This is a genomic window from Pyramidobacter sp. CG50-2 (assembly GCF_003612005.1).
Lineage (GTDB): Bacteria > Synergistota > Synergistia > Synergistales > Dethiosulfovibrionaceae > Pyramidobacter.
Map to the genome: position 1 here is coordinate 14108 of NZ_RAWT01000002.1, position 20782 is coordinate 34889.

16 protein-coding genes are annotated in these 20782 nt (G+C 59.6%); 9 read left to right on the plus strand and 7 right to left on the minus strand.

What is annotated here, in order from left to right:
• Positions 1-54: 54 nt before the first annotated feature.
• From dnaX to D7D26_RS00610, 9 genes are all read left to right on the plus strand, one after another.
• The gene (gene dnaX, locus D7D26_RS00570) at positions 55-1971 is read left to right on the plus strand and encodes a DNA polymerase III subunit gamma/tau (RefSeq protein ID WP_120371623.1); all 1917 of its coding nucleotides are present in this window, start codon (positions 55-57) and stop codon (positions 1969-1971) included.
• Positions 1972-2025: 54 nt separating this feature from the next.
• Positions 2026-5493: a DNA polymerase III subunit alpha gene (gene dnaE / locus D7D26_RS00575; RefSeq protein ID WP_120371624.1), complete on the plus strand. Its 3468-nt coding sequence runs from the start codon at positions 2026-2028 to the stop codon at positions 5491-5493.
• Entirely contained in the window at positions 5483-7252 is a 1770-nt protein-coding gene (gene pyk, locus D7D26_RS00580) for a pyruvate kinase (RefSeq protein ID WP_120371625.1), read from the plus strand. The genes dnaE and pyk overlap by 11 nt, the downstream gene beginning before the upstream one ends.
• A gap of 101 nt (positions 7253-7353) precedes the next feature.
• A complete protein-coding gene (cdaA, locus tag D7D26_RS00585; RefSeq protein WP_078015138.1) occupies positions 7354-8181 on the plus strand; it encodes a diadenylate cyclase CdaA in 828 nt (275 codons plus the stop codon).
• Positions 8182-8191: 10 nt separating this feature from the next.
• On the plus strand, positions 8192-9409 hold the full coding sequence (locus D7D26_RS00590) for a CdaR family protein (RefSeq protein ID WP_143521666.1): 1218 nt from the start codon (positions 8192-8194) through the stop codon (positions 9407-9409).
• A 24-nt stretch (positions 9410-9433) separates the two neighbouring features.
• Positions 9434-10804, plus strand: a complete 1371-nt coding sequence (glmM, locus tag D7D26_RS00595; RefSeq protein ID WP_078015136.1) for a phosphoglucosamine mutase — start codon at positions 9434-9436, stop codon at positions 10802-10804.
• A gap of 279 nt (positions 10805-11083) precedes the next feature.
• Positions 11084-12907, plus strand: coding sequence for a glutamine--fructose-6-phosphate transaminase (isomerizing) (gene glmS / locus D7D26_RS00600; protein WP_120371626.1), 1824 nt, complete (start codon positions 11084-11086; stop codon positions 12905-12907).
• Between the two features lie 130 nt (positions 12908-13037).
• Positions 13038-13436 (plus strand): hypothetical protein, encoded by a 399-nt coding sequence (locus D7D26_RS00605; RefSeq protein WP_120371627.1) that lies wholly within the window; start codon positions 13038-13040, stop codon positions 13434-13436.
• Between the two features lie 26 nt (positions 13437-13462).
• Positions 13463-14302, plus strand: coding sequence for a GNAT family N-acetyltransferase (locus D7D26_RS00610; protein WP_233543414.1), 840 nt, complete (start codon positions 13463-13465; stop codon positions 14300-14302).
• 49 nt (positions 14303-14351) lie between these two features.
• Here the strand turns inward: D7D26_RS00610 and D7D26_RS00615 are convergent, their stop codons facing one another.
• Genes D7D26_RS00615 through D7D26_RS00645 form a run of 7 tightly spaced genes read right to left on the minus strand, consistent with a single transcriptional unit; the run spans position 14352 to position 20640 of the window.
• Entirely contained in the window at positions 14352-16037 is a 1686-nt protein-coding gene (locus D7D26_RS00615) for a sensor histidine kinase (protein WP_120371629.1), read from the minus strand.
• Positions 16038-16040: 3 nt separating this feature from the next.
• A complete protein-coding gene (locus tag D7D26_RS00620; protein ID WP_078015131.1) occupies positions 16041-16709 on the minus strand; it encodes a winged helix-turn-helix domain-containing protein in 669 nt (222 codons plus the stop codon).
• Entirely contained in the window at positions 16706-17362 is a 657-nt protein-coding gene (gene phoU / locus D7D26_RS00625) for a phosphate signaling complex protein PhoU (protein ID WP_120371630.1), read from the minus strand. The genes D7D26_RS00620 and phoU overlap by 4 nt, the downstream gene beginning before the upstream one ends.
• Before the next feature lies 1 nt (position 17363).
• Entirely contained in the window at positions 17364-18113 is a 750-nt protein-coding gene (pstB, locus tag D7D26_RS00630; protein ID WP_078015129.1) for a phosphate ABC transporter ATP-binding protein PstB, read from the minus strand.
• Positions 18100-18930 carry a phosphate ABC transporter permease PstA gene (pstA, locus tag D7D26_RS00635; protein ID WP_199674626.1) on the minus strand — a complete coding sequence of 277 codons (831 nt, stop codon included), beginning with the start codon at positions 18928-18930 and terminating at the stop codon, positions 18100-18102. The genes pstB and pstA overlap by 14 nt, the downstream gene beginning before the upstream one ends.
• On the minus strand, positions 18927-19778 hold the full coding sequence (gene pstC, locus D7D26_RS00640) for a phosphate ABC transporter permease subunit PstC (protein ID WP_120371631.1): 852 nt from the start codon (positions 19776-19778) through the stop codon (positions 18927-18929). Before pstC ends, pstA begins: the two co-directional genes overlap by 4 nt.
• Positions 19779-19782: 4 nt before the next feature.
• Complete coding sequence (locus D7D26_RS00645) at positions 19783-20640, minus strand: substrate-binding domain-containing protein (RefSeq protein WP_078015127.1); 858 nt, start codon at positions 20638-20640, stop codon at positions 19783-19785.
• Positions 20641-20782 lie beyond the last annotated feature (142 nt).

Below are 20782 nucleotides of genomic sequence, written 5' to 3' on the forward strand. Positions count from 1 at the left end.
TACAGATGTCTTGTAAAGTACTCATATAACGTGGCCCATTCTGGAGGTAGGAAAGTGTATATATCCCTCTATCGGCGGTACAGACCGCAAAAGTTCTCCGACGTCGTCGGCCAGTCCGCGGCAATCGGCGTGATCACACGCGCTATCGAAAGCGGCGCGATAGGTCATGCCTATCTTTTTTCCGGCCCGAGAGGCTGTGGAAAAACCACCGTGGCGCGTCTCTTTGCAAAGGCGGCAAACTGCCCGCACAGAACGGGGGCCGAGCCTTGCAATGAATGCGAAACGTGCCGGGCCATCCGCGAGGGGAGCTGTCTTGACGTCATTGAGATAGACGGCGCTTCCAACAACAGCGTCGACGAGATTCGCAATCTCAAAGAACACGTCGCTCTGGCGTCGTTTACTTGCCCGTATAAAGTTTACATCATCGACGAAGTCCACATGCTGTCGATCAGCGCATTCAACGCGCTTCTGAAGACGCTCGAAGAACCCCCTGAACGCGTGATATTCGTTCTGGCAACGACGGCCCCTCACAAAGTGCCCGTGACGATCCGTTCCCGCTGTCAGCATATCCCGTTCCACGGCATGACGTTGGAACAGATCGTCAATCGTTTGCAGCAGGTTGCGGAAGCGGAGAATCTCGATGCCCGGGATGAAGCGCTGTGGGAGATCGCCCGTAATTCGGAAGGCGGCATGCGCGATGCGCTGTCCCTGATGGAGCAGGCGATCGCTTTAGGCTCCGGCAGCGTGACGCGGGAGACGGTGGATAAACTTTTGGGGGGCGGCAGTTCGTCCTCGATCCGTCAATGGCTGTCCGGCAGTCATGCGACGCCGGAGAATTCGCTCCCCGTTTTGGAAGGACTCTTCCGTTCGGGCGCGGAGCCTGAACGCTTCCTGTCGGTGTTGTTTGTGTGCGTACGGAATTTGTGGCTGCAAAAGCGCTGGGGCGAGAAGATCCTGCGCGCCTTGGCGCTTTCGGAAGAAGAGCGTCAGTGGCTGGCGCAGGAGAAAGATTTTCTGCCTTTGCCGCACCTTGAAGAATTAATGGCGCGGATTGCTTCTCTCTTGCCTCAGGTCCGACGCGGACTTTCGATCGATGTTCTGTGCGGGCTGTTGGTCAGCTGGACTCTGAAGAGCGCCGCCTCTGAAGTGCCGCCGGATGGAAAGACTGTCTCGTCGGAGACGGCGGTCTCTTCTGGGGGACGCGCGGCGCGGCTTCGAAGCGACGCGCACGATACGGTCGTTCCCGCGTTCGCTCCGGCACGGAACGGTCCGTCGGAGAGCGCGGCCTCGGCGGCGCAGAAGATCCAGACCGCCCCTGAAACAGGGATACCGTCTTGCGAAAAAGCCGCCGACGCGGAGAGCGGCGGTTCCCCTTCTGCGGCGGAGGCCCCTCCTGCGGAGAGCATCGGCAGTCCGGTCCCTCTTCACAATAACGTGAAAGACGCTCTTCTTTCCGCCGTGGAAAAACACCCCAACGTCGCGGTGCCGTTATGTCTTGCGGATATCGTGTATGACCGGGAGAGACGGGAATTGGGCGTCCTCCTGAACGAAGACGACGTTCAGGCATACGAGACGCTGAACAGCGAGCGCATGGCCAAAGCGGCTCAGTCGGTCCTGCGGCTGGACGATCTGGCGATTCAGTCCATAAAACTCCAATGTGGAAGCCGCGTCGAGCGTTTCGATCATCTCGATGCGGGTTCTGTCCCCGAGAATGCGCCTCTGCAGCTGGCGCTCGCGGAGGATCAGCCCGGGAAGGACTCGCCGTATGCGGATTTTCTGCGCCATGACGCGGAAACGGCCGCTTCGGAGCGTCTCGAGAAAAAAGACTCTCGTCCCGACAAAGCAGCCCCTTCTCCTTCGAGGAACAGTACGCTTGCGGAGTATCTGCGGGGAACTTTCATGGATGGAGATCTGCTGTACTGTCGTCCCAACGAAAAGACCGACGACGCCCCCGACGGGAATGATTCCTGAGAAGCGGGAAGCCGGGCGTTCGAACGTGTTTGCATGACATGAAAGGAGATCTTTATGCCCGCAGAGAAGAATTTTGTTCATCTGCACGTACATACCGAATATAGCCTTCTCGATGGCGCCATACGCTGCGCCGACCTGGCCAAGCGCTGCGCCGAGTGGGGAATGCCGGCGGTGGCCATGACCGATCACGGCGTGATGTATGGAGCCGTCGAATTTTATCAACAGTGCAAAAGCGCGGGCGTCAAGCCGATCATCGGCTGTGAAATGTATGTCAGCCCCGATGGCATCGACAATAAAGAAAAAAAGTACAACCACCTCCTGCTGCTTGCCGAGAACGATGAAGGCTATCACAACCTGATCAAACTTGTGTCGATCGCCAATACGAGAGGTTTTTACTACAAGCCGCGCGTTGACCATCAGCTGCTGGCCCAATACAGCAGGGGGTTGATCTGTTCCTCCGCCTGTCTGGCCGGCGAAATTCCCCGTTTTTTGCTTGAAGGGAACGAAAAAGGGGCGCTGGAACGCGCCCAGATGTACCGTGATATTTTCGGGCCGGAGAATTTCTTTCTGGAGATCATGCCCAATCAACTCCCTGAGCAGGTGGCGGTCAACAAACTGATCATCGAGATGGCGCGAAAGAGCAATTTCCCGTTGATTGCGACGAACGACGCCCATTATTTGGACAGCGGCGATTACGACTGGCACGAACTGCTGCTGTGCGTCGGCACGAAAAAGGTCATCACGGATCCTGGGCGCATGTCCTTCAAGGTGAATGACTTCTATTTCAGATCCGCGCAGGAGATGTGGGGGTATTTCGGCAGCGAAGCTCCCGACTCCCTGGAGAATACGCTGCGGATCGCGGAGCGGTGCAACTTCGATTTTGCCCTGAACACCGGGGATTATTTACTGCCCAAGTTCGAAATCCCGGCAGGGATGACGCTCGACACGTACCTTGGAAAGAAAGCGCGGGAAGGCTTGAAAGAGCGCCTTGGGGTCGAAGCGATTCCCGATGAATACGAAAATCGTCTGAGTTATGAGTTGGGAATCATCAAGCAGATGAGATTTCCCGGCTACTTTCTGATCATCGCGGATGTGATCGGCGCCTGCAAATCCCACGGCATCCCGATCGGCCCCGGACGCGGCTCTGCGGCCGGGTCTCTGGTGGCCTACGCCATGAAGATCACCGAACTGGATCCGCTCAAGTTTGGCCTGATTTTCGAACGGTTTCTCAATCCAGAACGAGTCTCCATGCCCGACATCGATACCGACGTTTCCGACAAAGGGCGCGATCGGCTGATCAAGTACGTGGTTGATAAATATGGCGTGGAAAACGTTTCGCAGATCATCACTTTCGGCCGCATGAAATCCAAGCAGGCCATCAAGGATGTCGGGCGCGCCATGGGAATGCCTTATGCGGACGTCAACAAGGTCGCCAATCTGGTGCCTGACGGCGCCAAGAGCATAAAGGAAGCCGTGGAACAGACGCCGGACCTGCAGGATCTTGAAAAGAGCGATCCGCAAATATCGAAGCTGCTGGCTTCCGCGAGCAGCATGGAAGGGCTGGCGCGTCACTGCTCTCAGCATGCGGCGGGAGTGGTCATCACCCCCAAGCCATTGACGGATCTCGTTCCGGTGCGTCAGATCGAAGAAGGGCAGGTCGCGACCCAGTTTTCCATGGATCCCGTTGCCAGTCTCGGCCTTGTCAAAATGGATTTTCTCGGCCTGCAGACGTTGTCGATCCTTGAAGAGGCGGTTGCCAACGTCAAGCGCAACGGCACGACGCTCGGCGATCTGAACCGTCTGCCGCTCGACGACCCCGAAGTCTATCGGCTGCTGCAAAACGCGGATACGTTGGGCATATTTCAGCTTGAATCGTCGGGGATGCGCCGCCTGATCAAAAAGATGCGGCCCGACCGCTTTGCCGATCTCGTCGCCATTTTGGCGCTGTATCGTCCCGGCCCTCTGGAAAGCGGCATGGTCGATCAGTACGTAAACTGCAAGCACGGCGAAGAAGTCCATTACTTGCATCCGATGCTCGAACCGGTTCTCAACGAAACATACGGGGTCGTGCTTTATCAGGAGCAGGTCATGAAATGCGCTTCGACGCTCGCGGGCTATACGCTGGGAGGCGCAGACCTGCTGCGCCGCGCCATGGGCAAGAAGAAAAAATCCGTCATGGACGAGCACCGCAGCATCTTCATCAACGGCGCGGCCAAGAACGGCATCGATGCCGAGAAGGCCGCGGAGATCTTCGATATTATCGAGAAATTCGCCGGTTACGGATTCAACAAGTCTCACAGCGCCGCCTATGCCCTCGTCACCTATCAGACGGCATGGCTGAAAGTACATTACCCCAAAGAGTTTATGGCGGCGTATCTGTCCAGCAAGATCGGCGCGAAAAAGGAAGTCATGGCCGGGTACGTGCGCGAGGTCCGCGCCTCGGGCATCGACGTTCTGGCGCCGGATATCAATCAGTCTTATGCGGATTTTACGGCGACGAAGAATGAAATTCGCTTCGGCCTTGGCGGCGTGACAAAAGTCGGGGAAGCGGCTTTGAGCTCGATTTTCAAAGCTAGAGAAGAAGGCGGCCCTTTTAAGGGCTTTTGGGATTTCATCGTTCGCGTCGACAAACACAGCGTCGGCAAAGCCGTCATCGAAAGTCTGATCAAGGCCGGCGCCTTCGACAGCCTGAACTCGAACCGGAAGCAGCTTTTGACGTCGCTGGATAACCTGTTCGAAGTCGCTTCGAGGCGGGATTCGCAGGGCGATCAGGGGTCGCTCTTCGGTGATATGACGTCCGAAGATCAGCCGGAGCTCGCTGAAGTTGACGATCTGAACGTGACCGAGAAGCTGGAAATGGAAAAAGAAGCGTTGGGCATGTATATCTCGGGACACCCTTTCGATGGATTCCGCCCTCTGGCAGCACAAAAGACGAACGCCCATATCGCCGACCTTCCTTATTGGAAAAGCGACACCACGACGCCGACCTTTGCAGGACTTCTGTCGGGATGGCAGGAAAAAATGACGAAGCGGGGAGACGCCATGGGAATCTTCAGCATCGACGACGGCGAGGACGAAATCAAGGTGATCTGTTTCCCCAAGGCGCGCAACGGAAAGTCGTGGCTTGAAGTAAAGCCGACGTTGTTCGAAGGCAAGCCTTACCTTGTCACCGGGCGGCTGGACGACCGCGGTGAAAGATCGATCATCGCGACGGACGTTCAACCACTTGAGCATGACGCTTCAGACCACGATTATGTGGAAATCTGCCTGTCGCTGGATGCTCTGAAGGAGATCCCGCAGAAAAGGTTCCTGACGATGCTGAAAGAACATCGCGGGAGGCAGACGGTTATTCTCAAGGTCGATAACGACGTCGAAACCGCGGCCATCGCGCTGCCGAATGTAAGAGTGACCTTGTCCAGAGCGCTTGAGGACGATCTTGCCTCGCTCTTTGGAAGAGGGGAAGCGCGGATCAGCGCTTCATTTCTCGGCGACAGAGAGGAGAAGCCAGTCTATGGAGCATAAAGTCAAAATCGTCTGTACCCTTGGCCCTGCAAGTCTCAACAGGGAAACTCTTGGCGGCATCGTGGATGCCGGCATGAACGTGGCACGGCTGAATTTCAGCCATGGAACGCATGAGAGCCATCTGGAAGCGCTTCGTTTGGTGCGGGATATCGCCGCGGAGAAAAAAACGTCCATAGCGGTCATGCTCGACACCAAAGGCCCGGAGATCCGCACAACGCTGCTCGAAAACGATCAGCCGGTAGCGCTTCAGCAGGGACAGCTCTTTGAACTGCGTCCCGATGACGGCAGCCGCGGCTGCGACAAATGGGTCGGCGTGAGCCATCCGACCCTGGCGCGCGAATGTGCGGTGGGGCAGGACGTCTTTATCGACGACGGCACGATCCATCTTAAAATTATCGAGATCCGCGGAGACGTGCTCATCTGCAGGGTGATCGTCGGCGGCCTGCTGTCGAACCGAAAGGGAATCAACGTTCCCGATGCGGAGATCAGCCTGCCGACGCTTTCCGACAAGGATAAAGAAGACATTCTCTGGGGCGTGGAGAATGACGTCGATTTTATTGCCGTCTCCTTCGTGCGAAATCGCGACGACGTCTTGGCGGTACGTCGTGTCGTCGAAGAAGCCGGCGGCGATATCAAGCTGATCGCGAAAATCGAGAGCCGAAAAGCGGTCGAGCGCCTCGAGGAGATCGCCGACGTCGTCAATGGCATGATGGTGGCGCGCGGCGATTTAGGCGTGGAGATCCCTACGGAAGACGTGCCTTTGGTTCAGAAACAGATCATCGACATCTGCCGCAGCCGAGGAAAGCTGACGATCGTGGCCACGCAAATGCTGGACTCGATGATCCGCAATCCGCGTCCCACGCGGGCAGAGGCGAACGACGTCGCCAACGCCGTTCTCGACGGCGCGGACGCGGTGATGCTGTCCGGTGAATCCGCGGCCGGAAAATATCCGGTCCGCGCGGTTGAGACGATGGCGCGGATCGTCCACCGGGCGGAGGAAGGCCTCGTTCGCTGGCAGAGGCCCTTTGCCGTTCCGACGCTGGAGAACAGCGTGCCCGACGGCGTGAGCATGGCGGCCGTCGAATTGGCGCGGAAGTTGAGGGCGCGCGCGATCGTGTCGCTGACGCGCAGCGGTTCGACCGCGGCCATGGTCAGCAAATACCGCCCGGAATGTCCGATTCTGGCTGTGACGCCGTCGGAAAAAAGCTGCCGGGAAATGTGCCTGTATTGGGGAGTTTTCCCTGTCATGTGCCCGGAAGGGGGCACCGAGGAGCAAACGATCAAGGACGCCGTGCGGACCGTCGTGCAGCGGGGCTACGCCGAAGAGGGCGATATGCTTGTGATCACTGCCGGAATGCCGCTGGGCGTTTCCGGGACGACGAACATGCTGCGCGTTTATACGATCGGCCAGATTGTGGCCAGAGGGCTGCCGGTGTTGCCGGGCGTCGTCACCGGACGGGTTCTCGTCGTTAAAAAGGTCGAGGATCTGGTGGGAATTCAGAATGGAGATGTTCTGGTCACCGGCAGCACGACAAAAGACTACGTCAAATATCTTGATAAAGTCTCGGCCGTGGTGACGGAAGAGGGCGGTCTCACCAGCCATGCGGCGATCGTTTCTCTGGAGCTGGGGTTGCCCTGCATCGTCGGCGCCAAGGGGGCCGTTGCGTCGCTCCGGACGGGAATGGTTGTGACGGTCGACACCAAAGCGGGACTTGTCTATAAGGGCGTCGTCAATACCGGCGCACGGACCGGCGCGTGATTTTGAGCGAAGGGGCGATGTTTTTGCGACGGGTTGTGTGATATGATTTAGCGGTTCTTCCAAAAATATCACAAAAATGAGCCGGAAAAGGAGTGTTGTTCTTGTCCGTAGGCGTGCTGAAATTTTTCAGATGGCAGGATGTCATCGATATAGCACTGGTAACCTATATTATTTATAAGACGCTCAGTCTTCTGGTCGGGACACGAGCGATACAGCTGGTCAAGGGCCTTTTCCTGCTTGTTGTTCTCTCTTTTGCCGCGCGCTGGCTCAATCTGGATACTTTTTCATGGATCTTGACCCAAGGATTCAGCGCGCTGCTCATCATCGTGCCGATCATTTTTCAGCCCGAACTGCGTCGCATCCTCGAAGAGCTTGGCCGCGGCAGCATGTGGCGGCGGAGCAAAGCGTTGAAACGGGCTGAAGTCGTCGCCGACGAAGTCTCGAAGGCGCTGATGTATTGCTGCGCGCATAAAATCGGCGCGCTGATCGTCCTGCAGAGGGGAACGGGGCTGAAGGATTACTGGCGGAACGCCGTGCTCCTCAACGCGGATATCACTCAAGAGCTGATCATCGCCATTTTCTGGCCGAACAACCCGCTTCATGACGGGGCCACGATCATCGACACGGAGCAGATCATTTCCGCCGGGTGCTATCTGCCTCTCACGGAAAATGCGGATCTGTCCCGCTGGCTGGGAACGCGGCATCGCGCCGCGATCGGCGTGACCGAAGTCTCCGACGCGGTGTCGTTGATCGTTTCCGAGGAACGCGGCGAGATCTCGCTGGCGATCGGCGGAAGAATCTCGAGAAATTTGAAAGAGTCGCAGCTGAAAAAATATCTTGTCCACTATTTTTCCGGGCAGGATCAGGAGCAGCAGGGCGTTCTGGAAAGTCTCAAGGAAGAGCTGCGCTCTTTTGGCGGCAACGATTAGGTGATTGGCGATGAAAAAGAATCAGCGTGTCCGTCTTGACGATTGGCTTTCTTCCAGAAGTTTCCTGGTGGTTGTTTCGTTGATCCTCTCGTTTGTTTTGTGGTTCTACGTCGTCGGCAATCGCAACGAGGAAATTGCCAAGACGTATGAAGTGCGCCTCGATTTTTTGAACCCCCCTGCGGACCTCGCGCTTTTCCCTTCCGTGAGGACGGTTGTCGTCACGTTGAACGGCGAGCGTCGGGCGATGAACGTCCTGCAAAACTCCCAGCTCACCTCCGAAGTCGATCTGAAAGATCTGAGCGCCGGGCGTCATACCGTGCCCATTCATTTCAAAGCGCCGTCTCGTATGAACGTGGCGCAGATCGTTCCCAAGGACGTCGAAATCGAGCTGGCGCGCATGATCGACAAAGAGCTCAAGGTCAAGATCCTGCCCCCGGAGAACATGCCGGAAGGATACGTCATGGACGGCGCCGCAGCGGATCCAGGCGTGGTGATGGCTCATGGACGCGAAGATCAGCTCTCCTCGATCTACGAAATTTCCGTGCGGCCGACGTTGGAGGAACTTTTCCGCGGCGGCGCCTGGCGCATCCCGCTCAGATCCCCCAGCGGGGTGGCGCTGGATTTCTCGCCTGCCGACGTGACCGTGTCCGCAACCTACTATCAGGGAATACCGCGCAAAGAACTCCCCGTGGAAGTGAGGACTCGCGGCACCCTGCCGCCAAGCCTTCGCCTCCTTTCCGCGAAAGCGGTTCCCGAGGCCATTCTCGTCGAAGGGAGGGCGGAAGCGTTCGCTCAAGTTGCCAAGCTTTATACAGAGCCGATCAACCTGGCGCGACTTTCCAAGAGCGCTTCCATACAGACGAAGATCGCGGAGGTCCCCGCCGGCCTGTCGCTGCTTTCTTCTCCGGCCGTGACGGTGAACGTGGAGGTGAAAACGCTGAACGATACCCGCGACTATGAAGAGATCCCCGTTTCGGTGACGGGAGCGTCCGCTGATGCGCGCTGGGCCGTTGAGCCGGCGACGGTGACCGTGTATGTCGAGGGAACCGCCGGCGTTTTGCAGGACTTGACGCTGGAAGATCTTGAACTGACGGCGTTCGTCGACGTTTCCAATATCGTCGCTCCGTCGATGCGCCTGCCGGTCCATCTGAAGCGAAAAGAAATCGCCGGAGTCGAATCGGTCGGCGTCGAACCGTTAACCGTAAAGGTGACGCGGCAGTCTCAATAATCTGCTCCGAGGGAGGAAAAACGAATGGATGTTAAAAGCACATCGGCGCCGCGTTGCCGCTGTCTGTTCGGCACCGATGGGGTGCGCGACATTGCCAACAGGGGATCTATGACTCCGGAAATGGCGCTCCGTCTGGGGAGGGCGTATGTCCTGTTTTTGATTCAGCGCGGCACGCCGCGTCCCAAGATCGTGGTCGGGCGCGACACGCGGCGTTCGGGCAGAATGCTGGAATCGGCGCTTGTGGCGGGGATGATGTCGGCGGGAGCCGAGGTTATTTTGCTGGGCGTCATCCCGACGCCGGCCGTAAGCTACGGCGTCCTTTTCTTCAAGGCGCAGGGCGGAGCGGTCATCAGCGCTTCCCATAATCCGCCGGAATACAACGGCATCAAATTTCTCAGCGGCGAGGGACAAAAGCTGCGCGACAGCGAAGAGCTGGAGATTGAGGACTATCTTGGGGACGACCTGATCGACGACTGGCGTCCGTCCGGAGCTTCCATCGGCGAGATGGCTTCGGAAGAAGGCTTTGCGATCATGTACGCCGACCGCGTGCTCCAGGTCCTCGACAGCGATCGCCTTGCCGGCATGAAAGTCGTCTTCGACTGCGCCAACGGCGCCGCTTCGACAGTCATTCCGCTGATCGCGCAAAAGCTTGAGTGCGAGAGCGTGCTGATTGGCGCCGAACCCGACGGACTGAACATCAACGAGAAAAACGGCGTCATGCATTTGGAGGCTTTGACCGAGGCGGTGCGGGCAAATGACGCCGACGTCGGCATCGCTTACGACGGAGACGCCGATCGCGTCCTGCTGGTCGACCGGCGGGGCGCGGTCATCAACGGCGACATCGTGCTCTGGGTCCTGGCGCGCTGGCTGCAGCGAGAAGGCATTCTCGGCAGCGGCGTCGTCGCGACGGTGATGAGCAACGGCATTCTGGAAAATCACCTGCGCAAGGAGGGAATTCAGGTTTTCCGCTGTGCCGTGGGCGACCGGTATGTCCTTGACATGATGAAAAGCACGGCTTCCGGACTGGGCGGCGAACAATCCGGGCACGTGATCATCGACCATTACGTGAGGACGGGCGACGGACTCTGCACGGGCTTCGCTTTCCTGCGCGCGTGCCGCGAGTTGGGGGAAGTGCCTGAAACGCTGGCGGAACGTTTCGATCCGTTCCCGCAGGAATTGACGAACATCACCGTCTCGGACCGGGATAAGGTTATGCAGGACGCGGACTTGAGAAATGCCATCGAACAGACGAATCGCGAGTTGGGGACGAACGGCCGCGTATTTTTGCGTTCTTCGGGGACGGAACCGCTGATCCGTCTGCTGGTGGAATGCAAGGACCGCGGTACGCTCGCGTCGCTGTCGAAGAAGTTCGGCGCGATGATCCGCGCTCTTTAGAGTTCGCCGCGCTCGTCGCATGGGGAGGACTGAACCGTACGGTTCAATCCTCCCCATTTTTGTGATAAGATAAACGCCGGGAGGAGCGTACGAGCGGAAGCGCCAGGACTGAACCGTTTCTCATTCAGCGGCGACAGTCGACGAGGACGAAAGCGATCGAACCATTCGGCGGATGCTTTCGTGGCGGGCGAAGGGGAGCCATGAACCTCTGTCACAAAACCCCGGGGTGACCCGGATACAAACGGCAGAGGCCCTTCAATGCTGAGGAGGTTGCTCAGTATGTGTGGAATTGTTGGTTATGTCGGCGGCAAGAATGCCTGCGAGATTATCGTTCAAGGGCTAGAGCGCCTTGAATATCGCGGCTACGACTCTGCGGGAATTGCCGTCTGCGAGAAGGGCGTCTTCAAGACGGTCAAAACCGTGGGCAAGGTGGCGAAGCTCAAAGAACTTGTCGGCGCCGACGGGCTGAAGGGAAACGTGGGCATCGGGCATACCCGTTGGGCCACTCATGGCGGCGTGACGACGGCGAACGCCCATCCTCATACCGATGAAAAGCATTCGGTGGTTCTCGTCCATAATGGAATCATCGAAAACTACAAGGAACTTCGCGACGAACTCGTCGCCCGGAACGTGCACTTCAGCTCGGAGACGGATACGGAAGTTGCGGCGCAGCTTCTTGCCCGGCTCTATGACGGAGAGCCTGTCAAAGCTCTGTGCCGGCTTTTCAAGAAGTGCCGCGGAGCGTTTGCCTTTGTGCTTGTTTTCGGCGACCGTCCGAACGAGCTCTACTGCGTGAGAAAAGGCGCGCCGCTGGTCGTCGCGCTGGGAAACGGCGAAGCGTATTGCGCGTCGGACGTGCCGGCGATCGTCGAGCATGCGGACAAAGTGATCTTTTTGAACGAAGGCGAGATCTGTCGTCTGAGCGCGTCGGGCGCCGAGTTCTGGGATCTTGACGGCGTTGCGCATCAGCGCCGCACTGTTTCCGTAGACGTGGACGCGGCGATGATCGACAAAGCCGGTTACCCGCATTTCATGTTGAAAGAAATCAACGAGCAGGGCTCCGTCCTGCGTCGCGCGCTTTTTGGCCGCACCGCAAGCGACCTGATCGACCTCAGCGGCGAATGGGGGATCACGCCTGAAAAAGCCAGGGCATTCAAGCGGCTGGATCTCGTCGCCTGCGGCACGTCCTTCTATGCCGCGACCGTCGCGCAGCGGGTGTTGGAGAAATATCTGAAGGTCGACATCCGCGTCGACATCGCTTCCGAATACCGTTACCGGCCGCTTAGAGCCGGCGGGGATACCATGGCGGTTTTCGTGTCCCAGTCGGGAGAAACGCTCGACACGCTCGAGGCGCTTCGGCATGTAAAGGCGTTGGGCGCCTACACCGTCGCCGCGACCAACGCGCCCAATTCGTCGATCGCGCGCGAAGTGGACGACGTGATCCGTCTGAACGCCGGCATCGAAATCGGCGTGGCGGCGACGAAGACGTTCACGGCGCAGATGGCGGTGCTGATTTTGGCCGGGCTGTATCTGGCCAAACTTCGCGGCGAACTGCCCGGCGCGGACGAAGAGCGCCTCGCCGAAGCGATGAAGGATCTGCCGTACAAGGTCGAACAGACGCTACTTTTGAAAGACGTCATCCGCTCTTTGGCCCGCAAGTTCGGCACAGCGCGGGATTTTCTGTTCCTGGGAAGAGGCGTCTCGTATCCGGTGGCCATGGAAGGCGCTTTGAAGCTGAAAGAGATCTCCTACGTTCATGCGGAGGCGTATGCCGCCGGGGAGATGAAACACGGTCCCATCGCTCTGCTCGATGAAGAACTCCCGGTCGTCGTCGTCGCCCCGGCGGACGAGCTGCTGGAAAAGACGCTTTCCAACGTGGAGGAAACGCGCGCCAGAAAGGCGCCGGTGATCATCGTCACCACGGAAAACGTCCCCGACGTGAACGATGTGGCGGGGACGATCAAGGTGCCGGCGACCGAAGCCGAATTGACGCCTTTCCTGACGGTTCTGCCGCTGCAGATCTTCGCTTACGAATCCGCGCTGCTGCGCGGCTGCGACATCGATCAGCCGCGCAACCTGGCAAAGAGCGTCACCGTTGAATAGAAACGATCGTTCGGAATCGAGCCCGTTCCGAACGATCTTTTTTTGCGGAAATTTTACGGCGAAAACGGTTTGCGCACGCGCGCTCTTTTCTGTACAATAAACCCAGTTTTTGCGAAGGGATGAGCGCACCATGAGAAAGAGCGTGTTCCTGATGGCCGTCGCGGGCGTTTTCATGGGCTTCGGGTGGCGCGCCGACCACGCCGTGAAAATGCGGAAAATGGAAAACGTCGAAACGGTCACGGCGCGGTACGTGGCGGAGCGCGCCGGACGGAAAGACTTCTTCGTCGTGGATTTGCGCGGCGCGTCTCCGGGGGGCGGACAGACGGCGGCTTACGAAGTCTTTCTGACGCCGGCGCAGCTCGAAAGCTCCGAGGCCGCCGCGCGGCTCAAACGCGCGGGGATCACTTCCGACGCCGAGATCGTACTGCGCGGCGGCTCGGAGGAGCAGACCGCCGCCGCGGCGAAACGGCTTCTGACGCTGCTGAACTGGAACTCGCTGGTCGTGAAAAGACTGGCGACGGAGCCGTAAAAAAGAAAGGGAGCGGCCGGATGAGGATGACGCGCGGCGAAACGGAGATCATGCCGTTCCGGGCGGGCGACGAGCGCGAGATCCCCGCTCTGGTACGGTCGGTGTACGGAGAAAACTATGACTGGCGCTTTTACGAGCCGTCGGCGATCGCGCGCATGGTCGACGACGGTCTGTTCCTCGTCGCGGCGCGCCGGGGCGGACGCCTTGCGGGCATGACGGGATTCCGCGCCGAAGGAAGTTCCAACCGTCGGCTGTTCCGCACCTACCGCCGCATGGTCGCGCCCGAAGCGCGCGGGCTGGGGCTGGCGCGCGCCATGGAGGAACTGGGCGAACGGCTGCTGTTCGAACGGGATCTGGCCGACGCCGTTTACGCCCAGATCGAAGCGAACAGTCCGTCCAACCGGTTGCTGGCCGGGGGCGGATTCGCGCTGACGGCGGCGGAACCGGCCGCGGAGGCGCGCGCCGCCCAGACCTTTTTGTTCAAAGAGTTGGAGCCCGTTCGCGGCGGACTGAACGAAAACGGCTCGCTGACCGCGGCGTATGCGGCGGCAGACGGCGCGCTGACACAAAGGATCGACGCCGCCCGCGTCGGGCGCGGACTGTTCGACGCTCTCGAACGGCTGTGCCGCGAAGGCAAAACGTTGGAGCTTTTTATGCCGCCGCCGAGCGCGGAAGATCGCGAGAGGCTGCGCGCCCTCGGATTTTTCCGCTGCGGCGTCGCGCGCCGCTGGAGGCCGGACGGCGACAGCGAGATCTTCATGAAAGTCTTCGCGCGCGCCGAGCTGCCCGCCCCGCCGCTGCGGGACGAACGGACTCTGGCGCTGTGGGAAGCCGTGCGCCGCGGCATGGAACGCGCCGTTTTATAAAAAAGCGAATGGAGAAGCCGGACGCTCCGGCTTCCCCATTCGCTTTTTCCTAGGCGAACCCGTGAAATTCTTTGTCGAAAATCACGGTGAAACGGCTGCCCGAACCGGGCGTGCTGGTCAGCTCCACGGACGCGCCGTGAACCGCGGCGGCGTGTTTGACGATGGCCAGCCCCAGGCCGGTGCCGCCGGTTTCCTTGCTGTGGCTCTTGTCCACGCGGTAGAAACGCTCGAAGACGCGGTCCTGATGTTCCGGCGGGATGCCGATGCCCGTGTCCTGCACGGTCAGCGCGACGTTTTCGTTCCCTTCGGCAACGTCGACGAGAACGGAGCCTCCCTCTCTGTTGTACTTGACGGCGTTTTCGATCAGGTTGAACGCCATCTCGTCGAGCAGGGGACGAATGCCCCAAACGCAGGCATGACAGCCTGTCAGTTCGATCAGCACGTTTCGCGCTTCGGCCGAAGGGGCGAGTCGCGACAAAATTTTTTCGCAGAGCTCGAAGAGGTCGACGTTTTCTCGGGGCGGCAGAGCCGCTTTCTCGTCGAGCTTCGACAGCTCCATGATGTCGTTGACCAGCGCGATCAGGCGGCTGGCTTCGCCGTGGATTTTTTCGGCGAAGCCGCGCAGGTCTTCCGGTTTGGCGAGTCCCGAGGCCATGATTTCGGAGTAACCGGCGATGGATGTGAGCGGCGTGCGCAGTTCGTGCGACACGTTGGCGGTGAATTCCCGGCGCTGTCGTTCCGCCTGCTGGCGGGCCGTGACGTCGAGCAGCAGCACGACCATGCCCGCTTGTTTTTGTTCGCCGGCGACGGTCACGGGCGTGGAGAGAAGACGATAAACGCGGCCGTTGACCTCGAGCAGCGCTTCGCCGCTGCGCCCCGCCTGCGCGGCCTGAACGACGCTGTGCAGTTCGGCGCTGCGGCTGACGAGGAGGATGTTCTGACCGACGTATTGAGCGGGATCGACCGCGAAAATTCTCGCGGCGCTACGATTGATGGCCAGCACCGTTCCTTCTTTGTCGATGTGGAGCAGCCCTTCGCGCATGTTTTCCGTGATGGCGGCCAGTTCGCGGCGTTGGTTTTCCAGTTCGTCAAGCTGATTGCGCAGCGTCTCGTTCTGATTTTCAAGGCGGAGCAGAAGCGGCGTCAGCTCGTCGTAAGCGTCGTTTTCCAGCGGCTCGGCGAGGTTGAGCCGGCTGATCGGAGCGGTGATGCCGCGGGCCAGAGCGCGCGAAAGAAACAGCGCCAGCAGCGCGGTCAGGGCTGCGGCGAGAGAAAGCGGCAGCATGAGACGGCGCGCCAGTCCGGCGATCGTGCTGCGGGTGACGGCGACGCGCAGAATACGCCCGTCGTCCAAGCGGACGGCGCAGTAATGCGTTTTTTCCGTGAGCGTGTTTGAATAGCGATAGCTTTCGCCGCGGCCGCTGCGAAGCGCTTCCTGTACCTCGGGGCGGGCGCGGTGATTTTCCATTGCGCCGCTGGGCGCGTGATTGTCGTAAAGGACCTGCCCGTCGGCGGAGATGAGCGTGACGCGGCGGCTGTCGGGCAACGCGCTCAGATATTCTTCGGCGTTGCGCAGAAGCGGCAGCGTCGCGGCCGCGGATCGGGCTTCGGCGCGGAGCTCTTCGGCCGCGCGCGCGTCGATGCTTTTGTAGGAGGCCCGGGCCGTAAACAGCCCGACGATGAAGACTGCGGCCAGCGCGGTGAGAAAAATGCTCCAGAAAATTCGCCGCTGCATTCGTCAACCTCCCAGTTTGTATCCCACGCCGCGCACCGTCTGGATCAGCGCAGCGCAGTCGCCGAGTTTGCCGCGCAGCGTCTGGACGTGCACGTCCACGGTGCGCGTGCCGCCCTCGTAACTGTAATCCCAGTTGCGTTCCAGAAGCTGTTCGCGCGTGAAGGCCACGCCGGGATGCCGCATCAGCAGTTCCAGCAGGGTGAATTCTTTCAACGTCAGCGCGACCGGGCGGCCGCCGGCCGTAACTTCGTGGCGCCGGCTGTCCAGTTTCAGCGCGCCGCAGCTGAGGACGGATGCGTCCTTTTCTCCGCCTGCCGCACGGAGGCGGGCTTTGACCCGCGCCACCAGCTCCATCATGCCGAAAGGTTTGGCGATGTAATCGTCGGCGCCCAGGTCGAGTCCCCGCACCTTATCGTATTCGGAACCTTTGGCGGTGACCATGACCGTCGGGACGCTTTTCAGCGAAGCGTCCTGACGGATGCGTTTGAGGATGCTCAGGCCGTCCTCGCGCGGCAGCATGATGTCGAGCAGGATCAGATCGGGCTTCCGTTCGGCGCAGGCGGCGTAGAACGCCTGACTTTCCGCAAAGCCGCGGGCTTCGAGCCCCGTCTGGTTGAGCGTGTAGACCACCAGTTCGCGGATGCCCGAATCATCTTCAACGTAATAGATCATTCTTTCTCTCCGTTTTTATGGACGCCCGTGAGGGAGAACTCCACCCATTCGGCGATGTTTTGCGCGTGGTCGCCGATCCGCTCGAAATACTTGGCGATCATGAGCAGGTCGATGGCCTGCTCGCTGCAGGAGGCGTCTTTGCGGATCAGTTCCACCAGCTCGTTCTTGACGATGCGGAAAAGTTCGTCGACCAGATCGTCGAGCTCGAAGATGCTCTTCGTTTTTTCGAGATCTTTCTGCACGAGGGCGTCGATGCTGCCGGTAACCATTTCGATGGTCCTGGCGGCCATCTGCGGCAAATGAATCAGCGGTTTGATGTAACTCTGCCCGCGCAGGCGCAGGATGATTTCCGCGATATCCGCCGCCTGGTCGCCGATGCGTTCCAGATCGGTGATCATTTTCAGCGCCGCGGAGATCAGACGCAGATCTCCGGCGACGGGCTGCTGTTCGAGCAGGAGTTTGAGACAGAGCGACTCGACGGCGCGCTCCTGAGAATCGATTTCCCGTTCAAGCTCAATCGCCCCTCTGGCGGCGTTCTCGTCCTGCTCGGACAGCGCCCGGACGGCGCTTTCGATCGCCTGTTCCGTCAGGGCTCCCATTTCCAGCAGATTGTTGTTGAGCTGGTTCAGCTGCTTGTCAAATCGGCTTCTCATTTTAACCAAACCTTCCCGTAATGTAATCTTCGGTCCGCTTGTCCCGAGGATTGGAAAAGAGGCGATCGGTCTCGTCGTACTCGACGATCTCTCCGAGCAGGAAAAACGCCGTTGTGTCCGAGACGCGCGCCGCCTGCTGCATGTTGTGCGTCACCATGACGATCGTGTATTTTTCCTTTAGCGTCGTGACGAGATCTTCGATCCTGGCTGTGGAAAGCGGGTCGAGGGCGCTGGTGGACTCGTCCATCAGCAGCACCTCCGGTTCCACCGCCAAAGCCCGGGCGATGCAGAGGCGCTGCTGCTGGCCGCCGGAAAGGCCAAGCGCGCTGGATCTGAGACGGTCTTTCAGTTCGTCCCAGATGGCGGCGTCGCGGAGGGATTTCTCGACCACGGCTTCGAGGCGGGCGCGGCTGCGAACGCCGTGAGTGCGCGGCCCGTAGGCGACGTTGTCGAAAACGCTCATCGGAAAAGGGTTGGGCTTTTGAAAGACCATGCCCACGCGCTTGCGCAGCGTCGTCGTCTCCATTGTATCGTAAATATCCTCGCCGTCGAGAAGCACTTTGCCGGTGATTCGGCAGCCTTCAACCAGATCGTTCATACGGTTTAAAGTTTTCATCAGCGTGCTCTTGCCGCAGCCGGAAGGGCCGATGAACGCCGTGATCCGACGTTCGGGAATGGAAAGGGAAACGTTTTTCAGCGCGTGGAATTTATCATAATGCAGATTGAGATTTTCGACGTCAAACCGAGCCATGGACGAATCTCCTTGCTGCAAAAGAGGACAGTGCGTTGATGCCGGCGGTGATGATCAGCAGCATAACGGCGGTGGCATAAGTCTGGTTCATGTACAAACCTTCGCTGGACAACGTGTACATGTGTACGGCGAGCGTGCGCGACGAATCGAAAACGCTGCAGGCAACCTCGGCGACTGTACCCGCCGTGTAAATCAGCGCCGCCGTCTCGCCGACGATGCGTCCGATGCTGAGAATAACGCCGGCGAGAATTCCGGGAACAGCCGACGGAAGCACGACGCAAAACACCGTGCGCAGACGTCCCGCGCCGAGACCGAAGCTGGCCTCGCGATAACTGTCGGGCACGGCCCGCAGCGCTTCTTCCGCCGTGCGCATGACCAGCGGCAGAATCATCATCGCCAGCGTCATCGCTCCCGCCAGCAGCGAGATGCCCATGCGGCAGGCCGTGACGAAAAAGAGCAGCCCGAACAGCCCGTAAATAATGGAGGGGATGCCCGACAGCGTTTCCGCCGTGATGCGAACCGCTTTCACGAAAAAGCGCCCGCGCGCGGCGTACTCCGCCAGGTAGATAGCGGCTCCAAGACCGGCCGGAACGGCGGCGAGAAGCGCCAGCAGCGTCATTGACAGCGTGTTGATCAGCGCCGGCGTCAACGAAACGTTGACGGAATCGTACTTCCATGCGAAAAGATCCGGTGTCAGGTGTGGAACGCCGTGGCGCAGGATATCCGCGACGATGACCAGCAGCACGGCGACGGTAAAGAGCGAGGCGGCGTAAACGAGGCATTTCGTCAGCAGCGATTTCAAGCGGTTTGTTGTCACGCCTGCGACCTCCTTCGCAGCAGGGAAAAGGTGAGATTGATGGTCAGAATGAACGCGAAAAGCACGACACCCGTCGCGATCAGCGCCTCGCGGTGCAGGTCGGCGGCGTAACCCATTTCCATGACGATGTTGCTCGTCAGCGTGCGTACGCCGCGGAACAGGCTTGTGGGGATCACGGCGCGGTTGCCGGCGACCATCATGACTGCCATAGCCTCGCCGACGGCGCGTCCGACGCCGAGGATCATCGCCGCGATCACGCCGGAACGGGCGGCGCGAAGCACGACGCTGAACACGGCGCGTTCGTGGGTGGCCCCGAGCGCCAGCGCTCCCTCGTAATAACTCTGGGGCACGGCGTTCAGGGCCGCCTCGCTGACGGCGATAATCGTCGGCAGGATCATGATGCCCAGAAGCAGCGCCGCCGCCAGCAAACTTGAACCGCTGCCGCCGAAATACCGGCGGATCAGCGGTACGATCGTCGTTACGCCCCAGAATCCGTACACGACCGACGGGATTCCCGCCAGCAGCGAGACGGCCGGACGCAGGATGCGCGTCATGCGCGGCGAGGCGAAACGCGACAGATAGACGGCCGTCAATAAACCGGCGGGAGCGCCGATAAGCAGTGCTCCCGCGGTGACGTACAGCGATCCGAGAATCATGGGCAGGATTCCGTAGATATCGTTTCCCGGCCGCCAGCGAGTTCCCGAAAGGAACTCCCAGACGCCGATCTTCATTATTCCGGGAATGCCGCCCGCGAAGAGGAAGACGCAGATCAGCGCTACGGCGATTACCGACGCCGTCGCCGCCGCGGCGAAAATCCACTTCGCAGCGTTCTCTTTGGCCTGAGTCATCGTTTTATTTCAAAGCTTCCCAGTTTTCGGTTTTGCCCGTATAGATATCGCGAACCTGTTCCACGGTCAGCCCCTCCAGCTCGTTGGCCTTGTTGACGATCACGGCGATGCCGTCCATAGCGATCACGATCGGAGTCAGGCCGGCTTTCAGCTCGCTTTCCTTGAGGCCGCGCGAAGCCATGCCGAGGTCGCAGATGCCGGAGATGGCCGAGGTCATGCCGGTCGTGGAGTCGCTCATCTGCACTTCGATCTCGGCGGCGGGGTTCACAAGCAGATAGGCTTCCTTGAGCTTTTCCATGATTGGCGTGATGCTGGACGAACCGGCGACGACCACCTTGCCCACAACGCGCTTGGCGGCGAAAGGAACCGCTTTTTCATTGACGGCGATATAGCCGTTATCGGCGACGACTTTCTGCCCCTGAGCGCTCATGATGAAGTTGAGGAAAGCTTGCGCGGCGGGGCGGAGCTGTCCTTTCGCAGCGACGTTGAACGGACGCGCGATCTTGTAATCGCCCGTGCGGATATTTTCGACCGTAGCCGCCGCGCCGCCGATAGCCAGAGCTTTTACATCCGCTTTTTTGAGCGAGCCCATCGACGCGTAGCCGATGGCGCTGGGATTGCCGGCCACCATCGTCATCATGACCGAGGTGCTGTTGGTGATGTCGGCGTTGTCGGTCGTCATGTCGACCTTTTTGCCGCCGGCGTCTTTCTGCTGCACGCCGAAGAGCTCGATGAACGCTCCTCGCGTGCCGGATCCTTCTTCGCGGGAAATGACGCTGATCTCGCTTTTCGTTGCGGCAAACGCCGCCGCGCAGCTTACGCTCATAGCCAGAACAACTGCCGCCACTTTCTTTCCACTCATTTTTTATCTCCTCTTTCCTTTCGATTTTGTGCCTCGAGGATAACGCCGCTTTGTCAGGGGAAAATATTGGGCACGTAAAGAGATTGTAAAATCGTTTACGTCTCTTTCGCGAAAGCGGATGGCGTGAGGAGACACCGAAAGG